Genomic DNA, 26,098 nt, shown 5'->3' with positions numbered 1-26,098 from the left:
GTCAGGTGACGGGGCCGGTCCACTTCTCGCCCGGACCTTTGCCGATCGGGTCGGGGATGCTCGAGGCCTCACGAAAGGCGAGCTGCAGGGTGCGCAGCCCGTCGCGGAGTGAGCGTGCGTGCATGTCGCTTACCTCGGGCGCGGCCGCGGTGATGAGCCCTGCGAGAGCGTTGATGAGCTTGCGGGCCTCGTCGAGGTCCTTCTGCGTGTCCGGGTCATCGGCGAGGCCCAGCTTGACCGCGGCCGCGCTCATGAGGTGCACCGAGGTCGTGGTGATCACCTCGACGGCGGGGACGTCCGCGATGTCCCTCGTGGCGGACTGTGCGACCCGTTCCTGCTCGTCCCAGCGCGAGAGGCGCTCGGGGTCGTGGTCGCTGTGATCGGCCGGAATAGTGCTCACGTGCTGCTCTCTGCTAGACTTCTGCGGGCACCGGAGTGTTCTGCTCCGTGTCGAAAGAGGATCACATCCCACCCGCGCTTGCCGCTCCAGGCTACCGGGTCCCGCACTCCGCCCCGTTCCTCGAGGTTTGTCCAGGGTGCAGAACACAGAACGCCGATGCATGCATCGTGCGGGGTGGACGTGACGATCTTCCGCCCGGCGACACATTTCCGTGTCACCGGAGGCCGTCCACCGCACGAAAGAGGAGTTCCGCATCAGCGATCCCCGCACCAATGACCGCATCCGCGTCCCCGAGGTCCGCCTCGTCGGACCCGCGGGTGAGCAGGTCGGCGTCGTCCGCATCGAGGTGGCCATGCGCCTGGCCCAGGAGGCCGACCTCGATCTCGTCGAGGTAGCCCCGAACTCGAAGCCCCCCGTGGTCAAGATCATGGATTACGGCAAGTTCAAGTACGAGGCTGCGCAGAAGGCCAAGGAAGCGCGGCGCAATCAGGCGAACACCGTCCTCAAGGAGGTCCGGTTCCGTCTGAAGATCGAGGCGCACGATTACATCACCAAGCTCAAGCGCGCGGAGGGCTTCCTCCAGGCGGGCGACAAGGTGAAGGCGATGATCCTGTTCCGCGGTCGCGAGCAGTCGCGTCCCGAGCAGGGTGTGCGTCTGCTCCGCAAGTTCGCGGAGGATGTCGCCGAGTTCGGCACCGTGGAGTCCAACCCCACGATCGACGGCCGCAACATGGTGATGGTGGTGGCTCCCCACAAGAACAAGTCCGAGGTCAAGACCGAGCAGAACGCGGCCCGCGCCGCGACGAAGCAGGCCGCCCGCGAGGCGCGCAGCGGTCAGGCCGACGAGACCCCCGCATCCGCTCCGGCGGAGTAAGCGGCCCCAGACCCCCGCCCGGCGGGAACCACAACGAAGGAAGAGATATGCCCAAGCAGAAGACCCACTCGGGCGCCAAGAAGCGCTTCAAGGTCACCGGCAGCGGAAAGATCAAGAAGCAGCAGGCGAACCTCCGTCACAACTTCGAGGGCAAGCCCACGAAGCGCACCCGCCGCCTGTCCGCCGACAAGATCCTGGCTCCCGGCGACGCCAAGGTCGCCAAGAAGCTCCTCGGCATCTGAGCGCCGACGCAACACCTAGGAAGTAGAAGAAATGGCTAGAGTCAAGCGGGCTGTCAACGCCCACAAGAAGCGTCGCGTCATCCTCGAGCGCGCCTCCGGTTACCGCGGACAGCGTTCGCGTCTGTACCGCAAGGCGAAGGAGCAGGTCACCCACTCGCTCGTTTACGCGTACCGCGACCGTCGCAAGCGCAAGGGCGACTTCCGCCGCCTCTGGATCCAGCGCATCAACGCCGCTGCCCGCCAGAACGGCATCACGTACAACCGCTTCATCCAGGGCCTCGGCCTCGCGGGTGTCCAGGTCGACCGCCGCATGCTCGCCGAGCTCGCGGTCAACGAGCCCGCCGTCTTCGCGTCGCTCGTCGCCACGGCGAAGGCTGCGCTGCCGGCCGACGTCAACGCGCCCAAGGCCTGATCGCCTCAGCATCTGTGGAAAGGCGCCCTCTTCGGAGGGCGCCTTTTCGCGTGTCCGGATGCCGGTGCACCCCACGCGTCGCCCCTACACTGAGAGCGTGCTCGAGAACCCACGTTCACCGCGCGTCCGGGCGGTCGCGAAGCTGACGAAGCGCACGGCGCGGCAGGAGACCGGCCTCTACCTGCTCGAGGGTCCGCAGGCCGCGCGCGAGGCGCTTCTCTGGCGCCCCGACACACTGCTCGAGCTGTATGCGACCCCCACGGCATGGGACAAGCACCAGGACATCCGCGACGCGGCATCCAATGCGGGCGTCGAGGTCGCGTTCGCGAGTGACCAGGTCATCGAGGCGATGGCCGACACGGTGACCCCCCAGGGCATCGTCGCCGTCGCCCGCCAGGTTCCGACCTCGGTCCGCGATGTCTTCGACGGCGAGCCGCGCCTCATCGTGATCTGCGAGGAGGTTCGGGATCCCGGAAACCTCGGCACGATCATCCGAGCAGCGGATGCCGTCGGTGCCGACGCCGTCGTCCTCACCGGCCGCACCGTCGACCCGTTCAACCCGAAGGTCGTCCGGGCGACGACCGGCTCGCTCTTCCACCTGCCGGTCGCCGTCGGCGTAGATCTCGCCGATGCGACGGGGCGTGCGCGCTCCGCGGGTCTGCGGATCGTCGCAGCCGATGTCGGGGGAGAGGACTTCGTCGACCACCGTGCGACGCTGGCGGAGCCCACCGCCTGGGTGTTCGGCAACGAGGCCCGCGGGCTGGACGAAGAGGCACTCGCGCTGGTGGACCTGTCGCTCCGGCTGCCGATCTACGGGCGTGCCGAGTCGCTCAATCTGGCGACGGCGGCGAGCGTCTGCCTGTACGAATCGGCCTTCGCGCAGCGCGCGACCTGAAGCGACAATCCTCGGGGGTTGATTACGGAACTGTAAACCCCGCGGCATCCGCTCGTTCACCGGGGCGGGCGTTGCCTAGGGTGAGTTGCATGACCACTCCTGCTGCCGATCCCGCGCCGCGCACGTCGAACATCGACGTTCGCCGAGGCGAGCCGCTCGTCGTCGTCTCCGACGTGCAGAAGCACTACGGCGATTTCCAGGCGCTCACCGACATCAACCTGTCGGTGAACCGCGGCGAGGTCGTCGTCGTGGTCGGGCCCTCGGGGTCGGGAAAGTCGACGCTGTGCCGCACGATCAACCGTCTCGAGACGATCACGAGCGGCCGCATCACGATCGACGGTGAAGACCTGCCGGCCGAGGGCAAAGCCCTCGCCGCGCTGCGTGCCGATGTCGGCATGGTGTTCCAGTCCTTCAATCTGTTCGCGCACCTCACGATCCTCGACAACGTCACGCTCGGCCCGATCAAGGTCAAGGGCATGAAGAAGGCGGATGCCGAGAAGCTCGCCCGGGAGCTTCTCGACCGCGTGGGCGTGGGGCACCAGGCCGACAAGCTGCCCGCTCAGCTGTCCGGCGGACAGCAGCAGCGTGTGGCGATCGCCCGCGCTCTGGCGATGAAGCCGAAGGTCATGCTCTTCGACGAGCCCACCTCGGCCCTCGACCCGGAGATGATCAACGAGGTGCTCGACGTCATGGTCGGCCTCGCGCAGGAGGGGATGACGATGATCGTCGTCACCCACGAGATGGGCTTCGCCCGCAAGGCCGCCGACCGCGTGGTCTTCATGGCGGACGGGCAGATCGTCGAGGAGGCGGTGCCGCAGGAGTTCTTCACGAACCCGAAGAGCGACCGCGCGAAGGACTTCCTCTCGAAACTCATCACCCACTGAGACGTCCGCGCCCTTGCACCGGCGCGACGAACGACGAACGACAAGACACGAAACCAGGAGGATCACATGCGTAAGACTCGAATCACCGGCACCTTCGCCGGCATCGCGATCGCGGCACTCGCGCTCGCCGGCTGCAACAGCGGCAGCCCGACCGCTCCCGGCGCCGAAGGCGGCACCGGCGGCGAGGGCACCGAGGGAGGCAGCGAACAGCTGTGGGAGGTCGCCAGCGACGTGTCGCTCGAGGGCAGCCCCACCTTCGACGCCATGACCTCTCGCGACGGCGTGATCGTCGGTGTGAAGGAAGACCAGCCCGGTCTCGGCTTCCTGGACGCCACCACGAACGAGCGCTCCGGCTTCGACGTCGACATCGCGCGCTGGATCGCGGCATCCCTCGGCTTCGATGAGGACAAAATCGAGTACAAGGCGATCGCGTCCGCGAACCGCGAACAGTCGATCGTGAACGGCGATGTCGACTACTACGTCGGCACCTACTCGATCACCGACTCCCGCAAGGAGCAGATCGATTTCGCCGGTCCGTACTTCACCACGGGTCAGGGCCTCCTGGTCGCCGCGGACAGCGACATCGCGAGCGAGGATGACCTCAGCGCCGACACGACGGTGTGTTCCGCGACCGGTTCGACGCCGATCCAGAACATCAAGGACAACTACCCCGATGTGCCGACCGAGGAGTTCGACCTCTACTCGGCATGTGTCGACGCGCTGATCAACGGCACCGTCGACGCCGTCACGACCGACCAGGCGATCCTCATCGGCTACGCGGCGCTGTACCCGAACGACGTGAAGGTCGTGGGGGAGCCCTTCAGCGAGGAGAACTACGGCGTGGGTCTGCGCAAGGGCGATGACGCCCTCCGTGCGCACATCAACGACCTCTTCACCGAGGGCGGCGACACTTGGCAGGCGATCTTCGACAAGAACCTCGGCGAGTCCGGGATCACCGTCGACCAGCCTGCCGTCGACGCGTACTGAATCGCGCTGACATCAACACCCGGGGCGGGGGCGTAAGCCCCCGCCCCGCAACAGCCAAGGAGCTGAAGTGGGCGTCATCACCGACAACCTCGATGTGTGGAGCGTTGCCTTACGCAACACCCTGCTGCTCTTCTTCGCGGGCGGCGCCATCGCGCTCGTGCTGGGGACCCTGATCGGGGCGATGCGCGTCTCGCCGATCCCGGTCGCCCGTGCGTTCGGAACGCTGTACGTCAACATCATCCGCAACACCCCGCTGACGCTCGTCTTCTTCTTCTTCGCGTTCGGTTACCCCGCTCTGCGGCTCCCGAACCCGGGGTTCACGGTGCTGGCGATCTGGGCCCTCGGGGTCTACACGGCGACGTATGTCGCTGAAGTCATCCGTGCGGGCATCAACACCGTGCCGGTCGGCCAGGCCGAAGCCGCTCGCGCCATCGGTCTCACCTTCACCCAGGTGATGACCCTCGTCGTCATGCCGCAGGCCTTCCGTTCCGTCGTGCCGCCGATGATGAGCGTCTTCATCGCTCTACTCAAGAACACCACGGTGGCAGCGGGCTTCAGTGTGGCGGAGCTGGGCGTCATCCGCGCCAATCTCAGCGAGCGAGGCGAGAATGCCCTCGCCGTGCTCCTCTGGGTCGCGGTCGTGTTCGTGGTCCTCGTCCTGCTGCTCAGCTGGCTGCAGCGCTATCTCGAGAACAAGTGGAGGATCGCGCGATGACTTCCGTCCTGTACGACGTCCCGGGCCCTCGGGCGATCCTCCGCAACCGCATCCTCGGGGTCGTGACGATCGTCGCCGTGCTGGGCGTGCTCGGTTTCATCGGCTACCGGTTCGCGGTGACCGGTCAGTTCGCGCCGGACCGCTGGTACGTCTTCTCCTTCAGCGCCGTGTGGATGAACATCCTGCGCGCGCTCGGCAATACACTCGCGGCGTTCGGTCTGGCCGCCGTCGGCGCCATCATCCTGGGACTCGTCCTGGCGGTCGGGCGTCTCTCCGATCACGCTGTGATCCGGGTCCCCGTCGCCGCGATCACCGAGCTCTTCCGTGCCATCCCGGTCCTGATCTTCATGTCGCTGATGTACTACGGTCTGCCGACCGTCGGCATCCGCATGGAGCCGTACTGGGCCGTCGTCATCGCCCTTGTGATGTACAACGGGTCAGTCCTCGCCGAGGTGATCCGAGCCGGCGTCGAATCGCTGCCGCGCGGTCAGAAGGAAGCCGGGTACGCGATCGGGCTGCGCAAGAGCGGCGTCATGCGCCTGATCCTCATGCCGCAGGCGATCCGTGCGATGCTGCCCGTCATCATCGCCCAGCTCGTCGTCACGCTGAAGGACACGGCGCTCGGATTCATCATCACCTACCCCGAGCTCCTCTACTTCGCGAAGCAGCTGACCTCCCAGCCGGGGCGGCCGATCCTGCAGGCCGGCATCGTCATCGGTGCGATCTACATCGCGATGTGTCTTCTTCTCTCCTGGGTGGCCACCCTCGTCGAGAAGCGGCTGCGCCGCTCCCCGGGCACCCGTGGTGGGGCCGGCGGGGTCCACCACCCGGTTGCTCCCACGACCGACACGGAACTGATCGCCGCTCAGAAGGGCGCCGGGAAGTTCGATCCCGGAAACGCGCCCACGAGCATCTGACGACCGCGTCCCGGCGGGCAGCACTCCGGCCCGCCGGTAGACTCGTCTCTCGTGTCCGACGCACCCCAGATCACCCCCGAGGCGGTGGATGCCGCCGTCGCCGAGGCGCTGGCCGCCTTCGCCGCCGCCCCCGACACCGCCGCGCTGAAGGCCGCTCGCTCGGCCCACACCGCGGAGGGTTCGCCGCTCGCGCGTCTGAACGCCGAGCTGCGGAACGTGCCCAACGACCAGAAGGCCGCCTCCGGCAAGCTCGTCGGCCAGGCGCGCGGCCGTGTCAATCAGGCTCTCGCCGCCCGCGAGGCCGAGCTCGCTGCCGCCGAGACGGCCGCGAAGCTCGAAGCCGAACGCGTCGACATCACCGCGATCGTGCCCGCCGCGCGCGTCGGGGCGCGGCATCCGATCTCGCTCCTTCAGGAGAAGATCGCGGACCTGTTCGTCGGCATGGGCTGGGAGATCGCGGAAGGACCCGAGCTCGAGCACGAGTGGTTCAACTTCGACGCCCTCAACTTCGCGCCCGACCACCCCGCACGGCAGATGCAGGACACGTTCTTCGTCGACCCCGTCGCACGGCACCTCGTCATGCGCACGCACACGAGCCCCGTGCAGGTGCGCTCGATGCTCGAGCGGGAGCTGCCCATCTACGTCCTCTGCCCGGGCCGGGTCTACCGGACTGACGAGTTCGACGCGACGCACCTGCCGGCGTTCACGCAGTTCGAAGGGCTCGTGATCGACAAGGGCATCACGATGGCGAACCTCAAGGGCACGCTCGACCACGCGGCGAAGGTCCTCTTCGGCGCCGAGGCGAAGACCCGGTTCCGCACCAACTACTTCCCGTTCACCGAGCCGTCCGCCGAGCTCGACCTGTGGCACCCGACCTTCCCGGGCGGTGCGCGCTGGATCGAGTGGGGCGGATGCGGGATGGTGAACCCCAACGTCCTCCGCGCCGCGGGCATCGACCCCGAGGTCTACTCGGGTTTCGCCTTCGGCATGGGCATCGAGCGGACCCTGATGTTCCGCAGCGATGTGCAGGACATGCGCGACATGGCCGAGGGCGATGTCCGTTTCAGCGAGCAGTTCGGAATGGTGGTCTGATGCGCGTCCCGCTCTCCTGGTTGCGCGAGTACGTCGACGTCGCGCCCGGAACGACTCCCGAGGACGTCCTCGCCTCGCTCGTGTCGGTCGGCTTCGAAGAGGAGGACGTCCACACGTTCGACCTCACCGGACCGATCGTCGTCGGCCGTGTCGTCTCGTTCGAGCCCGAGCCGCAGTCCAACGGCAAGACCATCCGGTGGTGCCAGGTCGACGTCGGTGAAGACAACGGCGGTGTCCGCGGCATCGTCTGCGGTGCCGGCAACTTCTTCGAGGGCGACAAGGTCGTCGTGACCCTGCCGGGCGCCGTCCTGCCCGGACCCTTCCCGATCGCGGCGCGCAAGACGTACGGCCACGTCTCCGACGGCATGATCGCCTCGGCGAAGGAGCTCGGCCTCGGCGACGAGCACTCCGGCATCCTGCGCCTGACCGAGCTCGGCCTCGACCCCGAGGTCGGCACCGACGCCATCGCCCTGCTCGGACTCGACGACGTCGCCGTCGACATCAACGTCACCCCCGACCGCGGCTACGCGCTGTCGATCCGCGGCGTGGCGCGGGAGTACGCGCACGCCACGGGCGCGGCCTTCCGCGACCCGGGGCTGCGCGAGTTCGAAGAGCTCGAGCAGCCGACGGGCGGGTTCCCCGTCTCCGTCGACGACGCGGCGCCCATTCACGGCAACCCCGGAGCGAGCGAGTTCGTCGTCCGCATCGTGCGCGACGTCGACCCGTCGCGTCCGACGCCGCCGTGGATGACCGCGCGGCTCACGCTCGCCGGCATCCGCTCCCTCGGCATCCTCATCGACATCACCAACTACGTGATGCTCGAACTCGGCAACCCGATCCACGGCTACGACCTCGACACGCTCACCGGGGGCATCACCGTCCGACGTGCGGCGGCGGGGGAGAAGCTCGTCACGCTTGACGGCAAGGAACGCACGCTCGACGTCGAGGATCTGCTCATCACCGACGAGTCCGGCCCGATCGGCCTCGCCGGCGTCATGGGTGGCGGCAAGACCGAGATGGGGGATGCCACCCGCAACGTCCTCATCGAGGCGGCGATCTTCGACACGGTGTCGATCGCGCGGACGGCCCGTCGGCACAAGCTGCCCAGCGAGGCGTCGCGTCGGTTCGAACGCGGTGTCGACCCGCTGATCCCCTTCGTCGCCGCTCGTCGCGTGGCGGACCTCATGGTCGAGCTCGCCGGCGGGACGCTCGACACGACCACCGGCGGTGCGCTGTTCGCCGAGGTCTTCATCCCGTCGATCGAACTGCCCAAGGCGTTCACCGGTGGGCTCATCGGCGTGGACTACTCGGATGAGGAGATCATCGGCGCGCTCGAGACGATCGGCTGCGAGGTCTCGGACGCGGGTGGCGCATGGGAGGTCATCCCGCCGTCCTGGCGTCCCGACCTCACCGACCGCTGGACGCTCGCCGAGGAGGTCGCCCGCATCCACGGGCTCGACCGCATCCCGTCGATCCTTCCGACGCCGCCGTCCGGACGCGGACTGACGCCGCATCAGCGCGGACGTCGTCGCGTCGCGAACGCGCTGGCCGCCGCCGGCCTCGTCGAGGTCGTGGCCTTCCCGTTCACGACTGAGGAGCAGAACGACCTCCACGGCTCGGCGTCGGGGGAGCACCTGACCTCCATCCGGCTCGCGAACCCCCTCGACGGGCAGGCGCCCCACCTTCGTCGGTCGCTCATCCCGGGTCTGCTGCAGATCGCCCATCGGAACGCTTCGCGCGGTTTCACCGATGTCGCCCTCTTCGAGTCCGGCAGCGTCTTCACGCCGGACGAGGGCGTGACCTACGGGACCGACACCGTGCCGCCGCTCGCGCAGCGGCCCGCCGACGAGACGCTCGCCGCGCTGCACGCGTCGATCCCGCCGCAGCCCCGCCATGTCGCCGTCCTGCTGCACGGCCACGCTGCGGGCAAGCGCCCGGGCGGTGCCGCAGTGCCGTTCGACCTCGCGGACGCGTTGGGCGCGGTGCGCACGATCGCCGCTGCTGCCGGTGCCGAGATCGAGGTGCGGCAGGGCGCGCGAGCAGCGCTGCACCCGGGTCGCACCGGCACGCTCCACGTCCACGGCGTGGACGTCGGCTACGTCGGCGAGCTCCTGCCCGCGGTGGCGGATGCCGCCGACCTGCACGGACGTGTGTTCGTCGCGGAGCTCGACCTCGACGGTGTCCTGTCGCTCGTCCGCGAACCCGCGGCGGCCGCGTCGCTGGCGACCTTCCCCGCGGCGACGCAGGACGTCTCGCTCGTCGTGCCGGCCGACGTGCCGGCGGGCGATGTCCGCGCGGCGCTCGTCGACGGTGCCGGGTCGCTCCTCGAGGACCTGCGCCTGGTCGACGACTACCGCGGAGCGGGTGTCGCCGACGGCGCGAAGAGTGTCACGTTCGCGCTGCGGTTCCGGGCGGACGATCGGACGCTGACGGCGGCCGAGGCGACGGAGGCGAAGCTCGCCGGTGTCGCCGTCGCCTCCGAGCGCTTCGGAGCGACGATCCGCGACTGAGCGTCGCCCCTCGTGCTCTGACGGGCGTCAGCGCTTCCCCCAGTTCCACGGGGGTGCGTCGAGCCGTCCCTGACCGGTCACGCTCGTCCCATCGATGTGACGTTCGAGGGAGATCCGGTGCGCCTCCGGGAGCGCGTCGATGAGACCCGCGGCGTGCGACACCAGCAGCACCTGGCTGTTCTCCGACGCGGCGCGCACGAGGTTCGCCAGCGGGTCGAGCAGGCTCGCGTGGAGGCTCGACTCGGGTTCGTTGAGGACCGTGAGCGGCGCGGGCCGAGCAGGGAGCAGCGCCGCGCACAGCAGCAGGTACCGGAGGGTCCCGTCGGAGAGCTCGGCGGCCTCGAGCGGCCGCAGAAGGCCGCGTTGCGTCACGGTGAGCCGCAGGATGCCGTCGGATGCCGCGACGCGCACACGACTGCCCGGGAAGGCATCGTCAACGGCACGGTCGAGCAGGTGGCCGAATCCCGCGTCGATCACGGTGGCCCAGACGGCCGCGAGGTTCGAGCCGTCGTGCGCGAGCACGGGGGACCGCGTGCCGACCTGCGGGCGGCGGGCGGGGGCGTCACCGTCGACCCGGAAGTGATCGTAGAAGCGCCAGCCGTTCATGATGCGCCGCAGTCCCAGCAGTTCCGGAGCGGTATCACCGTCGGCCAGGTCGGTGATGATGCTCTCGAAAGGCGCGAGCTTCTGGTCGAGCGCCACCCACCCGCCGTCACGGACACGTGTCTGACCGCGCAGGCGATCGATCAGGAGCGTCGCGGGCTTCGCGAGGGGACCGGCGAAGACCTGCTCGCGTTTGATCTCGGGGTCGCGCGCGAACACGCTGTCCTGTGACGCCTGCGGGATGCCGAGGTCAACGAGGTAGCCCAGCTCGTCGGCCGCGAATCCGAGCTGTACGGCGATCGGGTTCCGACGCACTGTGCCCTGGACGCCGCCGTCCTCGGGTCCCGCCCACAGGAGCGAGGGGAGGCCCCCTTCGCGCGCGACCGCGCCGATGAGGTCCCCGGTCGCGGCCGATGCCAGCAGCCGCAGTGCGCGGTAGAGGTTCGACTTCCCCGATCCGTTCGGACCGGTCACGACAGTGAGATCGTGCAGGGGGATGACGACGTCGCGGAGCGACCGGTACCCGGAGACGGCGAGCGTGCGCAGCATCCCCCCACTGTGCCAGGCGACCCCGACATCGGCGCTCCGGGCGGTTAGGCTCGGCCCGTGATCGACTCCCGGACCATCCCCGCCCTGCAGCTGTCCGGACTGGTGAAGCAGTTCGGCTCCGTCACCGCCGTCGCCGGCATCGATCTGGTGGTCCCCGCCGGATCCTTCTACGGGCTCGTCGGCCCGAACGGCGCCGGCAAGACGACGTCTCTGTCGATGGCCACCGGCTTGCTGAAGCCGGATGCCGGGAGCGCCCATGTGCACGGGGTCGACGTGTGGGCTGACCCCGTGACGGCGAAACGGATGATCGGGAACCTGTCCGACGGCATCCGCCTGTTCGATCGACTCACGGGTGAGCAGCTCATCACGTACACCGCGATGATGTTCGGCCTGCCGCGCCCGGAGATCGCTCAGCGGGTGTCGGACCTGCTCGACCTCATGGACCTCCGTTCCGCGGCGGGATCCATCGTCGCGGACTACTCGGCCGGGATGACCAAGAAGGTCGCGCTCGCGTGTGCGCTCGTCCATGCGCCGCGTCTGCTGGTCCTGGACGAACCGTTCGAGTCCGTCGACCCCGTGTCGGCGGCGAACATCGAAGACGTCCTGCGGAGTTACACCGCCTCCGGCGGCTCGGTCATCGTCTCCAGCCACTCGATGGACCTCGTCCAGCGCATGTGCGATCACGTGGCCGTCATCGCGGCGGGTCGGGTCCTGGCTGCGGGAACGATCGACGAGGTCCGAGCAGGCGACAGCCTGCAGGACCGATTCGTCTCCCTCGTCGGTGGGCGGCACCAGTCGGAGGGCCCGCAGTGGTTGCGACAGTCCTGAAGCTGCGTTACCGCGCCCTCTTCAACACCCTCGCCCGCCGCCCGTGGCAGCTCGTGGGCTTCGTCTTCGGCGCGCTGTGGGCGATCGGTGCGCTCGTCTCGATCATCGGCGGACTGATCGCACTCTCGGTCTTCCAGCCCCTCGGCACGGCGGCGACGGTCAGCATCCTCGGGGGAACCCTCCTGCTGCTCGGGTGGGTGCTCGGACCCATCCTCGTCACGGGCATGGACACCTCGATCGACGCGCGACGCCTGGCCGTCTTCCCGTTCACCCGAGTCCAGACGATGCTCGCGCTCGCCGGGACCGGCCTCACCGGACTTCCCGGCATCGCCACGGCCATCGCGGCGCTGAGCACCGTCATCCTGTGGGTGAGGTGGCCGATCGCCGCGCTCGCGGCGGTCCCCGCCGCCGCTCTGGCCGTGCTCATCTGCGTGCTCGCCTCGCGGCTCGTCGGCGAACTGTCCGGCGGGCTCGGCGGCAACCGGCGCGGCCGCGAGCTCATCGGCACGGCCGTGCTGCTGTTGATCGTGATGTCGGGGCCGATCCTCACCGGCACGCTCTCCCTCCTCGACAGCGGCGGCGATCTGGTGGGGCGGCTCGTCGCAGCTGCGGACGTCCTGGCGTGGACCCCGATCGGCGCCGCATGGGGCGTCGCTCCCGCACTCGCTGCCGGCGACGTCCTGCCCGGGCTCGCACGTCTGGGCATCGCCGCCGCGACCGTCCTCGTGCTGTGGGGGGTGTGGTCGCGCGTCATCGATGCGGGGACGGATGCGGCGCCGCGCCGCACGCGCCGGGTGGCGGCTGCGGGCCGCCTCGGCCTGTTCGGCCTCATGCCGACCGGCGGCACCGGTGCGACCTGGGCGCGGTCGTTGAACGCGTGGCTGCGGGACCCGCGGTATCTGCGGCAGATCCTGATCGTCCCGCTGCTCCCCATCGTGTTCCTGGTGACCGGCGGACCCGACGGCTTCTTCTTCGGTTTCTCGCCGCTCTTCGCCGCCCTGATGCTGTCCATCGTCGGCTACACCGACGTCTCGTACGACGGCACCGCGTACGCGACGGTGTTGGCAACGGGTGTCCGAGGGGTCGCCGACCGCGCCGGCCGAACCCTGGGAGCGGCGTGTGTCGGCATCCCGCTGATCGTCCTCCTCGCGGTGGTGACCGCTGTCGTGTCCGGCACGACGTCTCAGCTGCCGGTCACCCTCGGTGCGTCGCTCGGCATCATCCTCGTCGGCTACGGGGTGTCGGCGGTGTCGTCCGCCCTGATCATCAGCCCCGTCGCCGCGCCGGGCGACAGTCCGTTCAAGAGCGTCCCGGGGCAGACCTTCGTCAACGGGCTCCTGGCGTTCGTGGTCTGGGGGATGGTGATCGCGCTGTCGACCCCGGCGATCGCCACAGCGATCATCGCGTCGTCCTCGTCGGATCGGGTGTGGTCCTGGATCGCGCTGACCGTCGGCATCCTCGCAGGCGCCGTGGTCGCGGTCCTCGGCATCCTCATCGGGGGCCGTCTCATCGAACGGACCGGTCCGGATCTGCTCGCGAAGATCCGGGCGCTCCCGAGCTGATCGTCCTCCGGGGTGTCGTCGAGGGGCCTGCGCTGGTTCGATGGGTCCATGACGCACGTCCTGATCCTGAGTGGCACCGGCTGGCTGGGGTCCCGCATCGCGCAGCGATGGGTCGATCGCGGAGCTGAGGTGACGAGCGTGGCGCGCGGACTCCGCCCCGCGCCCGACGGGGTCGACCTCGTGATCGCGGACCGTTCCGCGTCCGATGCCTACCGCGACGTCGCGGAGCGCGACTGGGACGAGGTCGTCGACGTCTCGTCGAACCCGGTCCACGTGCGTGACGCGGCCGAGGCGCTCGCCGGTCGTGCGGCCCACGCGACCTACGTGTCCAGCGTCTCGGTGTACGCGGGAGCCGCGGAGGAGGACGCGGACGAGACCGCCGAGGTCGTGCCCGCCTGGACCGAGGCCGACGAGGACGACTACGCCCGCGGGAAGGTCGCCGCCGAGCAGGCTGCGGTCGGACTCGCGGCGCGTCTGGCTGTCGTGCGACCGGGTCTCATCGTCGGCCCCGGTGATCCGACCGACCGTTTCGGATACTGGCCGGCCCGTCTCGCGGCCGCAGGGGAGGGTCCCGTCCTCGTGCCCGAGACGCGCGGGCGGGTGCAGGTGATCGACGTCGACGACCTCGCCGACTTCATCGTGAGTGCCGGTGCCCGTGCGTTCGACGGCGTCGTCAACGCGGTGGGGGAGCCGCATCCGTTCGAGGAGTTCCTCACTCTCGCGCGGCAGCTCTCCGGGCACACCGGCCCGGTGCGCGCGGTTCCCGCGGAGTGGTTGGAGCGTCACGGCGTGGGCTACTGGATGGGTGCGCGGTCCCTCCCGCTGTGGCTCCCCGACGACATGCCGGGCTTCGCGACGCGCAGCAACGCGGCCTACCGCGCCGCGGGCGGCCGCATCCGTCCGCTCGAGGAGACGATCGCCCGCGTCCTCGACGACGAACGCGCGCGCGGCGTCGCCCGCTCGCGGGGCTCGGGGCTCGAACGCAGCGAAGAGCTCGACCTGCTGCGCCTGGAGGGGAGCGGGACCGCGACCGGAGTGTGACGGTCGATTTGCGAGAGCGGATGCCGCGGCGATACCGTCTCGGTGTGTCCTCCGCCGCGATCCTCCCCGCTTCCGCGGGCTCGCGCGCGCGTCGACGTCTGGGCGACCGCCGACGGTAGGCGACCCTCCCGCTGTGCTCCGCGTCTTGGAGTGAGCCGCAGGTGTCGCCGTGCCGGCCCCGTTCCTCCCAGACAATAAGGTTGAATCCATGACCATCTCGGTCGCCGTCTCCGGCGCTTCCGGCTATGCGGGTGGCGAGATCCTCCGCCTCCTCGCTGCTCACCCCGACGTCGAGATCCGCACCGTCACGGCGCACTCGAACGCCGGGCAGCCGCTCATCGACCACCAACCGCATCTGCGTTCGCTCGCGCACCTGACGCTGCAGGACACGACGCCCGAGGTTTTCGCCGGTCACGACGTCGTCTTCCTCGCCCTGCCGCACGGTCAGTCCGCGCAGTACACCGAGATGCTGGTGGACGTCCCGCTCGTGATCGACGCGGGTGCGGACCACCGGCTGACGGACCGTGCCGCGTGGGATCAGTTCTACGGCGGCGACTTCCCTGAGCCGTGGGCCTACGGTGTCCCCGAGCTGGTGCTGCCGACCGGGAAGCAGCGCGATGTGCTCTCCGGCGCGCGCCGGATCGCCGCGCCGGGGTGCAACGCGTCCACGGTCTCGCTCAGTCTCGCCCCCGGTGTCGCGGCCGGCGTCATCGACCCGGGTGACATCGTCTCCGTGCTCGCGGTGGGACCCTCCGGCGCCGGGAAGAGCCTCAAGACGAATCTCCTCGCCGCCGAGATCCTCGGCAGCGCGAATCCGTACGCCGTGGGCGGTACGCACCGCCACATCCCCGAGATCCGGCAGGCGCTCACCGCCGCGGCGCCCGACACGGGCGACATCCGCATCTCGTTCACTCCCGTCCTGGTCCCGATGGCCCGCGGCATTCTCGCGACGTCGACGGCGCCGATCGCTCCCGGTGCCACGGACGCGCAGATCCGAGAGGCGTGGGAGTCCGCGTACGCCGACGAAACGTTCGTCCAGGTCCTGCCCGAGGGACGTTTCCCCCGCACGGCCGACGTGCTCGGCGCCAACACGGCGCTCATGGGCGTCGCGATCGACCGCGCCGCGAACCGCGTCGTCGTGGTCGCTGCGGTCGACAACCTCGTCAAGGGCACCGCCGGTGCCGCCATTCAGTCGATGAACCTCGCCCTCGGTCTCCCCGAGTCGACGGGTCTGAGTGTGAACGGAGTAGCCCCGTGAGCGTCACGGCAGCACAAGGGTTCGAGGCGGCCGGAGTCGCCGTCGGCCTCAAATCGACCGGAGCGAACGACGTCGCGGTGGTCGTGAACCGTGGGCCGAAGAAGGTCGGCGCGGCCGTCTTCACCACGAATCGCGCCAAGGCGAACCCGATCCTGTGGTCGCAGCAGGTCATCGGCGACGGCGTCGTCGAGGCGGTCGTGCTGAACTCCGGCGGCGCGAACTGCTTCACCGGGCCCTTCGGGTTCCAGACCACGCACCAGACCGCCGAGAAGGCGGCGGAACTCCTCGGTGTGGGTGCCGGCGACGTCCTCGTCTGCTCGACCGGGCTCATCGGCACCGGCGACGAGGTGTTCCGCGGCAAGGTCCTCGACGGCGTCGAGAAGGGCGTCGCCGCGCTCTCGGCGGACGGAGGAGAGGACGCCTCCCTGGCGATCATGACGACCGACTCGCGGCCCAAGCGCGCCATCGTCACCCGGGACGGCTGGACGATCGGCGGGATGGCGAAGGGCGCCGGCATGCTCGCCCCCGGCCTCGCGACGATGCTCGTCGTGATCACGACGGATGCAGACCTGGATGCCGCCGCTGCCGACGCGGCGCTGCGCCAGGCGACGCGGGTGAGCTTCGACCGGCTCGACTCGGACGGCTGCATGTCCACGAACGATCAGGTGACCCTGCTCGCCAGCGGAGCCAGCGGCATCCGTCCCGATCCGGAGGCGTTCGCCGCCGCCCTCACCGAGGTGTGTCTCGACCTCGCCGCGCAGTTGCAGGGCGACGCCGAGGGCGCGAGCCACGACATCACGATCGAGGTGGTCGGCGCCGCGAGCGAAGACGACGCCGTCACGGTCGGGCGCTCCGTCGCACGGAACAACCTCTTCAAGGCCGCCATCTTCGGCAACGACCCGAACTGGGGGCGGGTGCTCGCGGCGATCGGGACGACGGACGCCGCCTTCGACCCCTACGACGTCGATGTGTCCTTCAACGGGGTGCGCGTGTGCACCGCCGGCGGTCCGGACCGTCCTCGCGAGGAGGTCGACCTCGCGCCGCGCGCGACGCACATCCTCATCGACCTCCGCGTCGGCGATGCGGCGGCGACGATCCTCACCAACGACCTGACGCACGACTACGTCCACGAGAACAGCGCCTATTCGTCATGACCGACATCCAGCAGACCACCCCCGAAGAGGCCGCCGGCAAAGCGGCCGTCCTCGTCGAATCCCTCCCGTGGCTCCAGCGCTTCCGCGAGCAGATCGTCGTCATCAAGTACGGCGGCAACGCGATGGTCAGCGAAGAGCTGCAGACCGCCTTCGCCGAGGACATCGCCTACCTGCACCACGTCGGCGTGAAGGTCGTCGTGGTCCACGGCGGCGGCCCGCAGATCTCGAAGATGCTCGACCGGCTCGACATCCCGAGCGAGTTCAAGGGCGGGTACCGCGTCACGAGCACCGAGGCGATCGGCGTCGTCCGCATGGTGCTCGCGGGGCAGATCAACCCGCAGCTCGTCTCGCGCATCAACGCCCACGGAACGTTCGCGACCGGGATGTCCGGCGAGGACGCGGGCCTGTTCCAGGGCCGTCGCCGCGGGGTCGTCGTCGACGGCGCCGAGCACGACCTCGGTCACGTCGGCGACGTCGTCGGCGTGGATCCGCAGCCGATCCTCGACCAGCTCGCCGCGGGCAGGGTGCCGGTCGTCTCCTCGATCGCCCCCGACGTGGACGAACCGGGCAGCTCGCTGAATGTGAACGCGGATGCCGCAGCCGCAGCACTCGCGGTCGCGCTCGGCGCGGTCAAGCTCGTCATCCTCACCGACGTCGCGGGCCTTTACGCGGACTGGCCGAACCGCGACTCGCTGGTGTCTAACCTGACGGCGACCGAACTGAGAGCCATGCTCCCGCGCCTGGAATCGGGGATGATCCCGAAAATGCAGGCATGCCTCGACGCCGTCGACGGGGGAGTGAACCGCGCCGCCATCATCGACGGGCGCCAGCCGCACTCCGTGCTGGTGGAGCTCTTCACGCAACGCGGGATCGGAACCGAGGTGGTGGCGGGATGACCGTGCAGACGACGACGAGCTGGAAGGACGACGCCGCACGCGACCTCGTCCTCAACTCCGGCGACCGCTACGCACTGCTCGTGCGCGGCGAGGGCGCCTACCTGTGGGACGACGAGGGCACGCGATACCTCGACTTCCTCGGTGGGATCGCCGTGATCTCGCTGGGTCACGCGCATCCGGTGTTCGTGCAGGCGGTGGCCGAGCAGGCCGCGACCCTCGGCCACGTCTCCAACTACTTCGCCACCCCGCCGCAGCTCGGGCTCGCCGCCCGCCTCAAGCGGCTGGCGGGCACCGGCGATTCGGGCCGCGTCTACTTCGGCAACTCCGGCGCCGAGGCCAACGAGGCGGCGTTCAAGCTGGCGCGGCTCCACGGCGGCGCCGAGCGCCCCCGCATCCTCGCCCTCAAGAATGCGTTCCACGGTCGCACGATGGGGACCCTCGCCCTCACCGGCAAGCCCGCGATGCAGCAGCCGTTCGAACCGATGGTGCCCGGTGTGGAGTTCCTCGACTCGACCGTCGAGGCGCTCGAGGCGGCGATGGACGACCGGGTCGCCGCGCTGTTCGTCGAGCCCATCAAGGGCGAGGCCGGCGTGCTCGAACTCCCCGAGGGATACCTCGCCGCGGCCCGCGAGATCACCCGCCGGCACGGCGCGCTCCTGATCATCGACGAGATCCAGACCGGCGCCGGACGCACCGGAGCCTGGTTCGCGTTCCAGCACACGGGGATCACGCCCGACGCGATCACGGTCGCGAAGGGCATCGGCAACGGCATCCCGATCGGGGCGCTCATCACCTTCGGGGCGGCGAGCGACCTCTTCTACCCGGGGACGCACGGGTCGACCTTCGGCGGGAACCCGCTCGCCACCGCCGTCGCGTCGGCCGTCCTCGACGAGATCGAACGCGCCGAACTCGTCGACGCCGCCGCCGAGCGCGGACAGCAGGTCCGCGATGCGGTGACGGCGATCGGTTCGTCGCTGGTGGAGGGATGCCGCGGCCGCGGCCTGCTCATCGGCGTCGCCCTGCGGCATCCCGTCGCCGGTGCGGTGGTGGCTGCGGCGCAGCAGCACGGGCTCATCGTCAACGCCGCCAACGACTCGACCATCCGTCTCGCGCCGGCGCTCACCATCGGCGATGTCGAGATCGATGAATTCCAGACCCTGTTCGCGCGCGCCCTCGCCACCGTCGAGGACGCGTTGTTGCTCGACGACCCCCACGATGACACGGAGGCCCCCGCATGACCCGCCACCTGCTGCGCGACGACGACCTGACCCCCGCCGAGCAGGCCGAGATCCTCGATCTCGCTCTCGAGCTGAAGGCGGACCGCTGGAAGGAGAAGCCCCTCGAGGGCCCGCAGACGGTCGCGGTCATCTTCGACAAGTCCTCCACCCGCACCCGCGTCTCCTTCGCCGTCGGCATCGCCGACCTCGGCGGTTCGCCGCTGATCATCTCGACGGCGAACAGCCAGCTCGGCGGAAAGGAGACCCCCTCCGACACGGCGCGCGTCCTCGAGCGGCAGGTCGCCGCGATCGTGTGGCGCACCTACGCGCAGTCCGGTCTCGAAGAGATGGCGGCGGGCACCCGCGTGCCGGTCGTCAACGCGCTCAGCGACGACTTCCACCCGTGTCAGCTGCTCGCCGATCTCCTCACCATCCGCGAGCACAAGGGCGAGCTGAAGGGGTTGACGCTGACGTTCTTCGGCGACGGGCTCTCCAACATGTCGCACTCGTACGCTCTCGCGGGCGTCACCGCCGGCATGCACGTGCGCATCGCCTCGCCCGAGGCGTACGCGCCGCGCGAGGACGTCGTCGCGGACGCCGACCGGATCGCCGCCGAGACGGGCGGATCGCTCACGCTCTTCACCGACCCCAACGAGGCCGCCGCCGGTGCCGATGTCATCGTCACCGACACGTGGGTGTCGATGGGCAAGGAAGAGGAGAAGACCGCCCGCCTGCGCGATCTCGGAACCTACAAGGTGACGCAGGAAACGATGGTGCTCGCGGAGGAGGACGCGATCTTCATCCACTGCCTCCCCGCCGACCGCGGGTACGAGGTCGATGCGGACGTCATCGACGGTCCGCAGAGCGTCGTCTGGGACGAGGCGGAGAACCGCCTCCACGCGCAGAAGGCGCTTCTGGTGTGGCTGCTCCGGCAGCAGTGACGCGCGCCTGGCGGAGCTGGAACGGCCCCGCCAGGCTGCACGGCATCGACCTGGCGCGGGCGCTGGCCGTCTTCGGAATGCTCGCCGCGCACCTGCTGACGATCAAGGAGCCGCTGCGGCTCACCGACCCGTCGACATGGATGGATGTCGTGAACGGCCGCTCCTCGATCCTGTTCGCGCTGCTGGCGGGAGTCTCGATCGCGCTCATCACGGGTGGTCGGATGCCGCACCGCGGCACCCGGCTGGGGGTCGATCGCCGACGCCTCGCCGTCCGCGCCGTCGTGCTCTGGGCGATCGGTCTGCTGCTGATCCAGACCGGGGTGCCGATCTACGTGATCCTGCCGGCCTACGGCATCCTCTTCCTTCTCGCGCTGCCCCTGCTGACCCTGCCGATCTGGGCGCTGTGGGCGATCGCGGCATCCGTCGGGGTCGTGGTGCCGTGGGTTCTGCCTGCGCTCGATGCCCTGCCGATCTGGGAGGGGCTCGCCGGCGAGACCCTCTTCCTCGTCGTCGGCTGGGCGTACCCCTTCCCGCTGTGGATCGCCTTCGTCGTCGCCGGGATGGCGCTGGGGCGCACGGACCTGCGGCGCGCGGGCACCCAGGCCTTGATCCTCGCGGCGGGAGTTGCCGTGGTGGCACTCGGGTCGACCATCGGGCTCCTCGCAGACGCCGGCGACTGGGCGTCGCCCGACTCGTATGCAGGAGCGGTGCTCAGTGCCGAGGCCCACAGCGGCGGGATCGTCGAAGTCGTGTCGTCGACGGGGTTCGCCATGGCCGTGCTCGGGGCTTGCCTGCTCGTGTGTCGGACGCCGCTGACCTGGGTGCTGGCGCCCGTGCGGGCGGTCGGATCCATGCCGCTCACCGCGTACGTGGGACAAGTTCTCGCATGGGCCGTCGTCGCGCTCGCGGTGTTCGGCGACACGACCGACCTGCGGGCGTTCCGCGACCTCCATCCGCTGGGGTGGTTCTGCCTGGGAGCCATCGTGCTGTGCAGTCTGTGGGCGCTCCTCGTCGGTCGCGGTCCCCTCGAGAGTGCGCTGGCAGCGGTGTCGCGGCGGGTGGTGCCGACGGCGGCCGGGTACCCCGCCGATAGGGTGGAGACGTGAGCGAGAGCAAGAACGAAGCGACGAATCAGGGTTCGTTGTGGGGCGGGCGTTTCGCCTCGGGTCCCTCTCCGGAGCTCGTCGCGCTGAGCCGCTCGACGCACTTCGACTGGGCCCTGGCGCTGTACGACCTGCGTGGATCCCACGCCCACGCGCGCGCCCTCGGGCGAGCGGGGTATCTCACGGCGGACGAGGAGGCTCGCATGCACGCGGGTCTCGATGCACTCGGTGAGGCGGTGCAGACGGGGGAGCTCGCGGCGACCGAGGCCGACGAGGACGTGCACGGCGCGCTCGAGGCGGCCCTCATCCGCGAGGTCGGACCGGAACTCGGCGGCAAGCTGCGCGCGGGCCGCAGCCGCAACGATCAGATCGCGACGCTCGTGCGACTGTTCCTCCTCGATCACTCACGCGTCATCGCGCGCGACCTCGTGCGGATCATCGACGCGATCGTCGCGCAGGCCGAGGCGCACCCCGAGGCGATCATGCCCGGTCGCACGCACCTCCAGCACGCGCAGCCCGTCCTCCTCGCCCACCATCTGCAGGCGCACGCCTGGCCGCTCGTCCGCGATCTCGAGCGGCTTCGAGACTGGTCGGTGCGGGCATCCGTCTCGCCGTACGGCGGGGGAGCGCTCGCGGGGGCGACCTTCGGGCTCGACGCCCAACTGGTCGCCGACGAACTCGGGCTCGCCCGCCCCGCCGAGAACTCCATGGACGGCACCTCCGCCCGGGACGTCGTCGCCGAGTTCGCGTTCATCTCGGCCATGATCGGCGTGGACATCTCGCGGTTCGCCGAGGACATCATCATCTGGAACACGCGGGAGTTCTCCTTCGTGCGTCTCGACGACGGCTTCTCGACCGGGTCGAGCATCATGCCGCAGAAGAAGAACCCCGACATCGCGGAGCTCGCACGGGGCAAGTCCGGTCGTCTCATCGGAAACCTCGCGGGCCTGCTCGCGACGCTCAAGGCACTTCCGTTGGCATACAACCGTGATCTGCAGGAGGACAAGGAGCCGGTCTTCGACTCCGTCGCCACGCTCGAGGTGCTGCTGCCGGCGTTCGCGGGGATGATCGCGACTCTTCGGTTCGACACCGGGCGGATGGCCGCGTCGGCTCCCGAGGGTTTCTCCCTCGCCACGGATGTCGCGGACTGGCTCGTCAAGCGCGGCGTTCCCTTCCGCGACGCGCACGAGATCTCCGGGGCGTTGGTGCAGGCGTGCGAGCAGCGCGGGATCGAGTTGTCGGATGCCGATGACGCCCTTCTCGCGCAGGTGTCGCCGCACCTCGAGCCGGGGGTGCGGGAGGTGCTCACCGCCGAGGGTTCCGTCGCCAGCCGCGATGGTGCCGGCGGCACGGCGCCGGTGCGAGTGGCGGAACAGCGTGCCGCGCTCGTCGCGCGGACCCAGGAGCTCGCCCGCGTGTGGGACGCGTGAGGCCCGTTTCTTATCATCTGCAATAAATAAGCAGAAGACTTATTGCAGCAGGATCATAACCGACGTACCCTGACGGTATGACCCCCACCGTCGCCGTGATCGCCGACATCGTCGGATCGAGGACCCTCAGCGACCGCGCCGGCGCGCAGCGGGCGATCGTGTCGACGGCGGCACGGGTCCATGCGGATCACGCGGTCTCGGCGACATCCCTCGCCCCCACGGTCGGCGATGAGTTCCAAGCGGTCTACCCCGGGCTCGCCGCGGCGCTGACGTCCCTTCTGCTCATCCAGTTGGACCTGCCCGACGGAGTGCAGCTCCGGTTCGGCATCGGTGTGGGTGCCGTCGACCCGGTCGATGAGGTGATCACCGACGGGCCGGGCTGGTGGGCCGCCCGTGCAGCGATCGACGATGCGCACCGTCTGCAGGATCGCGCCGTGCCGCATGCGCGCACCCGCATCGCGCCTGCCGCGGGGCAGGATGCCGTCATGCTCGAACGCATCGCGTACGCCAATGCCTACCTGCTTGCGCGGGACGAGCTGGTCGCCTCGATGAGCGAACGCGCTCGTCGACTGACCTACGGCCGGTGTCTCGGCCGCACCCAGCGGAAGCTGGCGGAAGACGAGGGCATCACACAGCCCGCCGTCTCGCAGGCCCTCGCCACCGCGGGATCCGCGGCGCTCGTCGCGGGTTTCACGGACCTCGCCGGGGACCTCGCATGATCGGCGCCGGAATCGTCCTGCTGGCGGTCGGGCTCGTCGACCTCATCCGGATGCACGTCCCGCCGTCCCTCCGCGCCGCGACCTACGCGGTCGCCGCCCTCATGGTGCTGATCGGCGCGGCCGGCGCGGATTCCGTCCTCTGGGCGTTCGTCGGCGCCGCGGTCGCGGTGGCGTGGGTCCTCGCGACGCCGGGTTCCACCGGGGGGCGCACCGGGCTGTGGCCACTCGTCGTCATCGCGGTGGTGGCCCTCGTCGCCGTCGCGTTCCAAGGCGTGCGTGTCGATCAGGGCCCGATCGGTGCCCTGTGGCCCGCGGATTCTCCCCTCGGGGTGGTGAGCGCGGATGTCGCCGTGTTCGTTCTGGGGGCCGTCGTGTTCCTCGTCGAGTCCGGCAACGTCGTCGTACGCACCGCCCTCCGCGGCGGCGACGTCGCCACCGACTCCCCGACCGGCCTGAAGGGTGGTCGGCTCATCGGGCCGCTCGAGCGCATCCTGGTCTTCGCCCTCACGGTGACGGGCGCCTTCACCCTGCTGGCCGCGGTCCTGGCGGCCAAGGGCATCGTCCGGTTCCCCGAGATCTCCCGCGACAGTGCCATCGGCACGCGCGCCGAGTACTTCCTCATCGGCAGTCTCGTCAGCTGGGTGACCGCGCTCGGCGCGGCGTTCCTGCTCTGGTGGGGAACGCACGCCTGACCCTTGTCCGGCCATGAGACGGTGTGGTTTGCTCGCCCCATGGCGAAGATGGAACACTTCGAGATCCCCGTCGACGATCTGCCGCGCGCGCAGGCGTTCTATAAGGACGTGCTCGGGTTCGACTACACCCCCTGGGGTGACGAGATGGGCGTGATCAGGCAGCCGGAGGGCGAGGGCGTCAACGGCGACCTGCACATCCGCGGCGAACTGCCGCATCCCACCGTCGTCTTCACGGTGGATCGCATCGAGGACACCGTCGCCGTCGCGGTGGCCGCCGGCGGTGAGCAGGTGGGGGACATCCAGCAGCTCGACGAGCGGTCGAGGTGGGTGTATCTCCGTGACTCCGAAGGCAATGTCATCGGCCTGTACGACGAGGTCGCCGCGGACTGACCGCCGCGACCCCGCTGATAGCCTGAGCGGGTGTCTGAATCCGTCGCGAACGCCGAATTGAAGGCACTTGCGCCCGCCAACGACCCGTCCTTCGCGAATGTCTGGGACGAGATCGTGTGGCGCGGCCTCGTGCATGTGTCGACTGACGAGACCTCGCTGCGCGAGGCCCTCTCCGGCGAGCCCATCACGTACTACTGCGGATTCGACCCGACCGCGCCGAGCCTGCACCTGGGCAACCTCGTGCAACTGCTCCTGCTGCGGCGGCTTCAGCTCGCCGGCCACCGGCCGCTCGGCCTGGTCGGCGGCTCCACCGGCCTCATCGGCGACCCGCGACCCACGGCGGAGCGGACGCTGAACACCCGCGAGACCGTCACCGAATGGGTCGAGCGCTTGCGCGGTCAGGTGGAACGCTTCCTGAGCTTCGAGGGCGACAACGCCGCCCGGCTCGTGAACAACCTCGATTGGACGGCGCCGCTGAGCGCGATCGACTTCCTCCGCGAGATCGGCAAGCACTACCGCGTCGGCACGATGCTGAAGAAGGATGCCGTCGCCGCCCGCCTGAACTCCGACGCGGGGATCAGCTACACCGAGTTCAGCTACCAGATCCTGCAGGGCCTGGACTACCTGGAACTGCACCGTCAGTACGGCTGCGTCCTCCAGACCGGGGGGAGCGACCAGTGGGGCAACCTCACGAGTGGCACGGACCTCATCCACCGCGTCGAGGGCAGGTCCGTACACGCGATCGGAACGCCGCTCATCACCAACAGCGACGGCACGAAGTTCGGCAAGAGCGAGGGAAATGCCGTGTGGCTGGATGCCGACATGTGCAGCCCCTACCGGATGTACCAGTTCTGGCTCAACACCGACGATGCGGACGTCGTCTCGCGACTGAAGGTCTTCACCTTCCTGACGCGGTCGGAGATCGAGGAGTACGAGCGGCTGGTCGCCGACGAACCCTTCCGTCGCGCAGCCCAACGCCGACTCGCGATGGAGGTCACGACGACGGTGCACGGGCTGGAGGCCGCGACGGCGGTGGTCGCCGCCTCCGAGGCGCTGTTCGGACAGGGCGACCTGACCGCGCTCGACGCACCGACGCTCCGCTCCGCGCTGGAGGAGCTTCCGCACGTGACCGCGGAGAACGAGATGCCCGTTGTGCAAGCGCTCATCGAGACAGGGCTGGTGTCGAGTGCGAGCGAGGCGCGTCGCGCGATCGCGCAGGGCGGCGTCTCGGTGGACGGCATCAAGGTGGCCGATGACAGTCATCTGGTCACGGGTGCACTCCCGGGTCGCGTCTCGGTCCTCCGCCGCGGCAAGAAGACCCTCGCCGCCATCCTCATGTCCTGAGCACCGCTCGCCCACACGGCCGCCCACCCCGCTCCAGGGGGAGGGCGGCCGTGGTGCTTCACGAGCGGATCCATGCGCGACACGCCCGGGATACGAGCAAGATTTGCCCGACCCGCCGCAGTCGCGTAACTTATTACTCGTTCGCCCCACAGGGAAGAGCGAGAGACCGAAAGGCCTCCGGCACCCTCAAGCGGAGAACACAATCCATCCCAAACCTCTCCTAGAGAGAACACGACCTCATGGTCTAGGATGGGGACTCCACCTCGAAGCCCCGTGGTGATGAGCCCGACACGATCTTCTGATCGTTGCGTGCCGTCCCGTTCGGGAGTCGAGTGAAGAGTCAGAGACGTTGCCTCACTACGAAGCCCTTGCGGGGGTGGTGTGGGAGCATCCGATCCTTGAGAACTCAACAGCGTGCACTTGTCAAATGCCAAATAACCTCG

Annotated in this window: 26 protein-coding genes; 24 read left to right on the top strand and 2 right to left on the bottom strand. The window is 69.5% G+C overall.

Features of this window, described 5'->3' with window-relative positions; translation table 11 throughout:
• Position 1: 1 nt before the first annotated feature.
• Entirely contained in the window at positions 2-400 is a 399-nt protein-coding gene (locus ACIGEP_RS12765; RefSeq protein WP_064003209.1) for a DUF1844 domain-containing protein, read from the bottom strand.
• 211 nt (positions 401-611) lie between these two features.
• Here ACIGEP_RS12765 and infC point away from each other — a divergent pair, with 211 nt between their 5' ends.
• The 10 genes from infC (at position 612) to pheT (ending at position 9,928) form a co-directional block, all read left to right on the top strand.
• Positions 612-1,274, top strand: a complete 663-nt coding sequence (infC, locus tag ACIGEP_RS12760; RefSeq protein ID WP_396662014.1) for a translation initiation factor IF-3 — start codon at positions 612-614, stop codon at positions 1,272-1,274.
• A 47-nt stretch (positions 1,275-1,321) separates the two neighbouring features.
• The gene (rpmI, locus tag ACIGEP_RS12755; RefSeq protein ID WP_005048908.1) at positions 1,322-1,516 is read left to right on the top strand and encodes a 50S ribosomal protein L35; all 195 of its coding nucleotides are present in this window, start codon (positions 1,322-1,324) and stop codon (positions 1,514-1,516) included.
• A gap of 31 nt (positions 1,517-1,547) precedes the next feature.
• Positions 1,548-1,928: a 50S ribosomal protein L20 gene (gene rplT / locus ACIGEP_RS12750; protein WP_064003211.1), complete on the top strand. Its 381-nt coding sequence runs from the start codon at positions 1,548-1,550 to the stop codon at positions 1,926-1,928.
• Between the two features lie 97 nt (positions 1,929-2,025).
• Complete coding sequence (locus ACIGEP_RS12745; protein ID WP_396662013.1) at positions 2,026-2,823, top strand: TrmH family RNA methyltransferase; 798 nt, start codon at positions 2,026-2,028, stop codon at positions 2,821-2,823.
• An 89-nt stretch (positions 2,824-2,912) separates the two neighbouring features.
• Complete coding sequence (locus tag ACIGEP_RS12740) at positions 2,913-3,707, top strand: amino acid ABC transporter ATP-binding protein (RefSeq protein ID WP_396662012.1); 795 nt, start codon at positions 2,913-2,915, stop codon at positions 3,705-3,707.
• Positions 3,708-3,773: 66 nt separating this feature from the next.
• Positions 3,774-4,694, top strand: coding sequence for a glutamate ABC transporter substrate-binding protein (locus ACIGEP_RS12735; protein ID WP_396662011.1), 921 nt, complete (start codon positions 3,774-3,776; stop codon positions 4,692-4,694).
• Between the two features lie 67 nt (positions 4,695-4,761).
• Positions 4,762-5,409, top strand: coding sequence for an amino acid ABC transporter permease (locus tag ACIGEP_RS12730; RefSeq protein WP_396662010.1), 648 nt, complete (start codon positions 4,762-4,764; stop codon positions 5,407-5,409).
• Positions 5,406-6,326: an amino acid ABC transporter permease gene (locus ACIGEP_RS12725; RefSeq protein WP_396662009.1), complete on the top strand. Its 921-nt coding sequence runs from the start codon at positions 5,406-5,408 to the stop codon at positions 6,324-6,326. Before ACIGEP_RS12730 ends, ACIGEP_RS12725 begins: the two co-directional genes overlap by 4 nt.
• Positions 6,327-6,377: 51 nt before the next feature.
• Positions 6,378-7,418, top strand: coding sequence for a phenylalanine--tRNA ligase subunit alpha (gene pheS / locus ACIGEP_RS12720; RefSeq protein WP_396662008.1), 1,041 nt, complete (start codon positions 6,378-6,380; stop codon positions 7,416-7,418).
• Complete coding sequence (gene pheT, locus ACIGEP_RS12715) at positions 7,418-9,928, top strand: phenylalanine--tRNA ligase subunit beta (RefSeq protein ID WP_396662007.1); 2,511 nt, start codon at positions 7,418-7,420, stop codon at positions 9,926-9,928. Before pheS ends, pheT begins: the two co-directional genes overlap by 1 nt.
• 27 nt (positions 9,929-9,955) lie before the next feature.
• Here pheT and ACIGEP_RS12710 read toward each other — a convergent pair whose 3' ends face one another.
• Entirely contained in the window at positions 9,956-11,080 is a 1,125-nt protein-coding gene (locus tag ACIGEP_RS12710; RefSeq protein ID WP_396662006.1) for an AAA family ATPase, read from the bottom strand.
• Between the two features lie 57 nt (positions 11,081-11,137).
• Between ACIGEP_RS12710 and ACIGEP_RS12705 the strand changes: the two genes are divergently transcribed.
• The 14 genes from ACIGEP_RS12705 to tyrS all read left to right on the top strand — a co-directional run bounded on the left by ACIGEP_RS12705 (position 11,138) and on the right by tyrS (position 25,655).
• Positions 11,138-11,908 (top strand): ABC transporter ATP-binding protein, encoded by a 771-nt coding sequence (locus ACIGEP_RS12705; RefSeq protein WP_396662005.1) that lies wholly within the window; start codon positions 11,138-11,140, stop codon positions 11,906-11,908.
• Complete coding sequence (locus ACIGEP_RS12700; protein WP_396662004.1) at positions 11,890-13,470, top strand: hypothetical protein; 1,581 nt, start codon at positions 11,890-11,892, stop codon at positions 13,468-13,470. Before ACIGEP_RS12705 ends, ACIGEP_RS12700 begins: the two co-directional genes overlap by 19 nt.
• A 48-nt stretch (positions 13,471-13,518) precedes the next feature.
• A complete protein-coding gene (locus ACIGEP_RS12695; RefSeq protein WP_396662003.1) occupies positions 13,519-14,511 on the top strand; it encodes an NAD-dependent epimerase/dehydratase family protein in 993 nt (330 codons plus the stop codon).
• Between the two features lie 208 nt (positions 14,512-14,719).
• Complete coding sequence (gene argC, locus ACIGEP_RS12690) at positions 14,720-15,769, top strand: N-acetyl-gamma-glutamyl-phosphate reductase (protein ID WP_396662002.1); 1,050 nt, start codon at positions 14,720-14,722, stop codon at positions 15,767-15,769.
• Positions 15,766-16,923, top strand: a complete 1,158-nt coding sequence (argJ, locus tag ACIGEP_RS12685) for a bifunctional glutamate N-acetyltransferase/amino-acid acetyltransferase ArgJ (protein WP_396662001.1) — start codon at positions 15,766-15,768, stop codon at positions 16,921-16,923. The genes argC and argJ overlap by 4 nt, the downstream gene beginning before the upstream one ends.
• Complete coding sequence (gene argB, locus ACIGEP_RS12680; RefSeq protein WP_396662000.1) at positions 16,920-17,819, top strand: acetylglutamate kinase; 900 nt, start codon at positions 16,920-16,922, stop codon at positions 17,817-17,819. The genes argJ and argB overlap by 4 nt, the downstream gene beginning before the upstream one ends.
• The gene (locus tag ACIGEP_RS12675; RefSeq protein ID WP_396661999.1) at positions 17,816-19,057 is read left to right on the top strand and encodes an acetylornithine transaminase; all 1,242 of its coding nucleotides are present in this window, start codon (positions 17,816-17,818) and stop codon (positions 19,055-19,057) included. The genes argB and ACIGEP_RS12675 overlap by 4 nt, the downstream gene beginning before the upstream one ends.
• On the top strand, positions 19,054-19,977 hold the full coding sequence (gene argF, locus ACIGEP_RS12670; RefSeq protein WP_396661998.1) for an ornithine carbamoyltransferase: 924 nt from the start codon (positions 19,054-19,056) through the stop codon (positions 19,975-19,977). Before ACIGEP_RS12675 ends, argF begins: the two co-directional genes overlap by 4 nt.
• On the top strand, positions 19,956-21,083 hold the full coding sequence (locus tag ACIGEP_RS12665; protein ID WP_396661997.1) for a heparan-alpha-glucosaminide N-acetyltransferase domain-containing protein: 1,128 nt from the start codon (positions 19,956-19,958) through the stop codon (positions 21,081-21,083). Before argF ends, ACIGEP_RS12665 begins: the two co-directional genes overlap by 22 nt.
• Positions 21,080-22,510, top strand: a complete 1,431-nt coding sequence (argH, locus tag ACIGEP_RS12660; RefSeq protein WP_396661996.1) for an argininosuccinate lyase — start codon at positions 21,080-21,082, stop codon at positions 22,508-22,510. The genes ACIGEP_RS12665 and argH overlap by 4 nt, the downstream gene beginning before the upstream one ends.
• A 77-nt stretch (positions 22,511-22,587) precedes the next feature.
• Entirely contained in the window at positions 22,588-23,229 is a 642-nt protein-coding gene (locus tag ACIGEP_RS12655) for a SatD family protein (protein WP_396661995.1), read from the top strand.
• Entirely contained in the window at positions 23,226-23,921 is a 696-nt protein-coding gene (locus ACIGEP_RS12650; RefSeq protein ID WP_396661994.1) for a hypothetical protein, read from the top strand. The genes ACIGEP_RS12655 and ACIGEP_RS12650 overlap by 4 nt, the downstream gene beginning before the upstream one ends.
• Before the next feature lie 39 nt (positions 23,922-23,960).
• Positions 23,961-24,311, top strand: coding sequence for a VOC family protein (locus ACIGEP_RS12645; protein ID WP_396661993.1), 351 nt, complete (start codon positions 23,961-23,963; stop codon positions 24,309-24,311).
• A 30-nt stretch (positions 24,312-24,341) separates the two neighbouring features.
• Positions 24,342-25,655, top strand: a complete 1,314-nt coding sequence (tyrS, locus tag ACIGEP_RS12640) for a tyrosine--tRNA ligase (protein WP_396661992.1) — start codon at positions 24,342-24,344, stop codon at positions 25,653-25,655.
• The last annotated feature ends 443 nt before the right edge of the window (positions 25,656-26,098 follow it).

The organism is Microbacterium sp. NPDC077663, from assembly GCF_044542795.1.
Taxonomy (GTDB): Bacteria; Actinomycetota; Actinomycetes; order Actinomycetales; family Microbacteriaceae; genus Microbacterium.
The sequence above is the reverse complement of the archived record's forward strand: the minus strand, read 5'-3'. Positions and strand labels throughout refer to the sequence as shown.

Excerpts from the sequence above, each read along its gene's own strand:
- rpmI (WP_005048908.1), top strand. The coding sequence starts at position 1,322 with ATGCCCAAGCAGAAGACCCACTCGGGCGCCAAGAAGCGCTTCAAGGTC.
- rplT (WP_064003211.1), top strand. The coding sequence starts at position 1,548 with ATGGCTAGAGTCAAGCGGGCTGTCAACGCCCACAAGAAGCGTCGCGTC.
- ACIGEP_RS12740 (WP_396662012.1), top strand. The coding sequence starts at position 2,913 with ATGACCACTCCTGCTGCCGATCCCGCGCCGCGCACGTCGAACATCGAC.
- ACIGEP_RS12735 (WP_396662011.1), top strand. The coding sequence starts at position 3,774 with ATGCGTAAGACTCGAATCACCGGCACCTTCGCCGGCATCGCGATCGCG.
- ACIGEP_RS12725 (WP_396662009.1), top strand. The coding sequence starts at position 5,406 with ATGACTTCCGTCCTGTACGACGTCCCGGGCCCTCGGGCGATCCTCCGC.
- pheT (WP_396662007.1), top strand. The coding sequence starts at position 7,418 with ATGCGCGTCCCGCTCTCCTGGTTGCGCGAGTACGTCGACGTCGCGCCC.
- ACIGEP_RS12710 (WP_396662006.1), bottom strand. The coding sequence starts at position 11,080 with ATGCTGCGCACGCTCGCCGTCTCCGGGTACCGGTCGCTCCGCGACGTC.
- ACIGEP_RS12695 (WP_396662003.1), top strand. The coding sequence starts at position 13,519 with ATGACGCACGTCCTGATCCTGAGTGGCACCGGCTGGCTGGGGTCCCGC.
- argC (WP_396662002.1), top strand. The coding sequence starts at position 14,720 with ATGACCATCTCGGTCGCCGTCTCCGGCGCTTCCGGCTATGCGGGTGGC.
- argB (WP_396662000.1), top strand. The coding sequence starts at position 16,920 with ATGACCGACATCCAGCAGACCACCCCCGAAGAGGCCGCCGGCAAAGCG.
- ACIGEP_RS12675 (WP_396661999.1), top strand. The coding sequence starts at position 17,816 with ATGACCGTGCAGACGACGACGAGCTGGAAGGACGACGCCGCACGCGAC.
- argF (WP_396661998.1), top strand. The coding sequence starts at position 19,054 with ATGACCCGCCACCTGCTGCGCGACGACGACCTGACCCCCGCCGAGCAG.
- ACIGEP_RS12655 (WP_396661995.1), top strand. The coding sequence starts at position 22,588 with ATGACCCCCACCGTCGCCGTGATCGCCGACATCGTCGGATCGAGGACC.
- ACIGEP_RS12650 (WP_396661994.1), top strand. The coding sequence starts at position 23,226 with ATGATCGGCGCCGGAATCGTCCTGCTGGCGGTCGGGCTCGTCGACCTC.
- ACIGEP_RS12645 (WP_396661993.1), top strand. The coding sequence starts at position 23,961 with ATGGCGAAGATGGAACACTTCGAGATCCCCGTCGACGATCTGCCGCGC.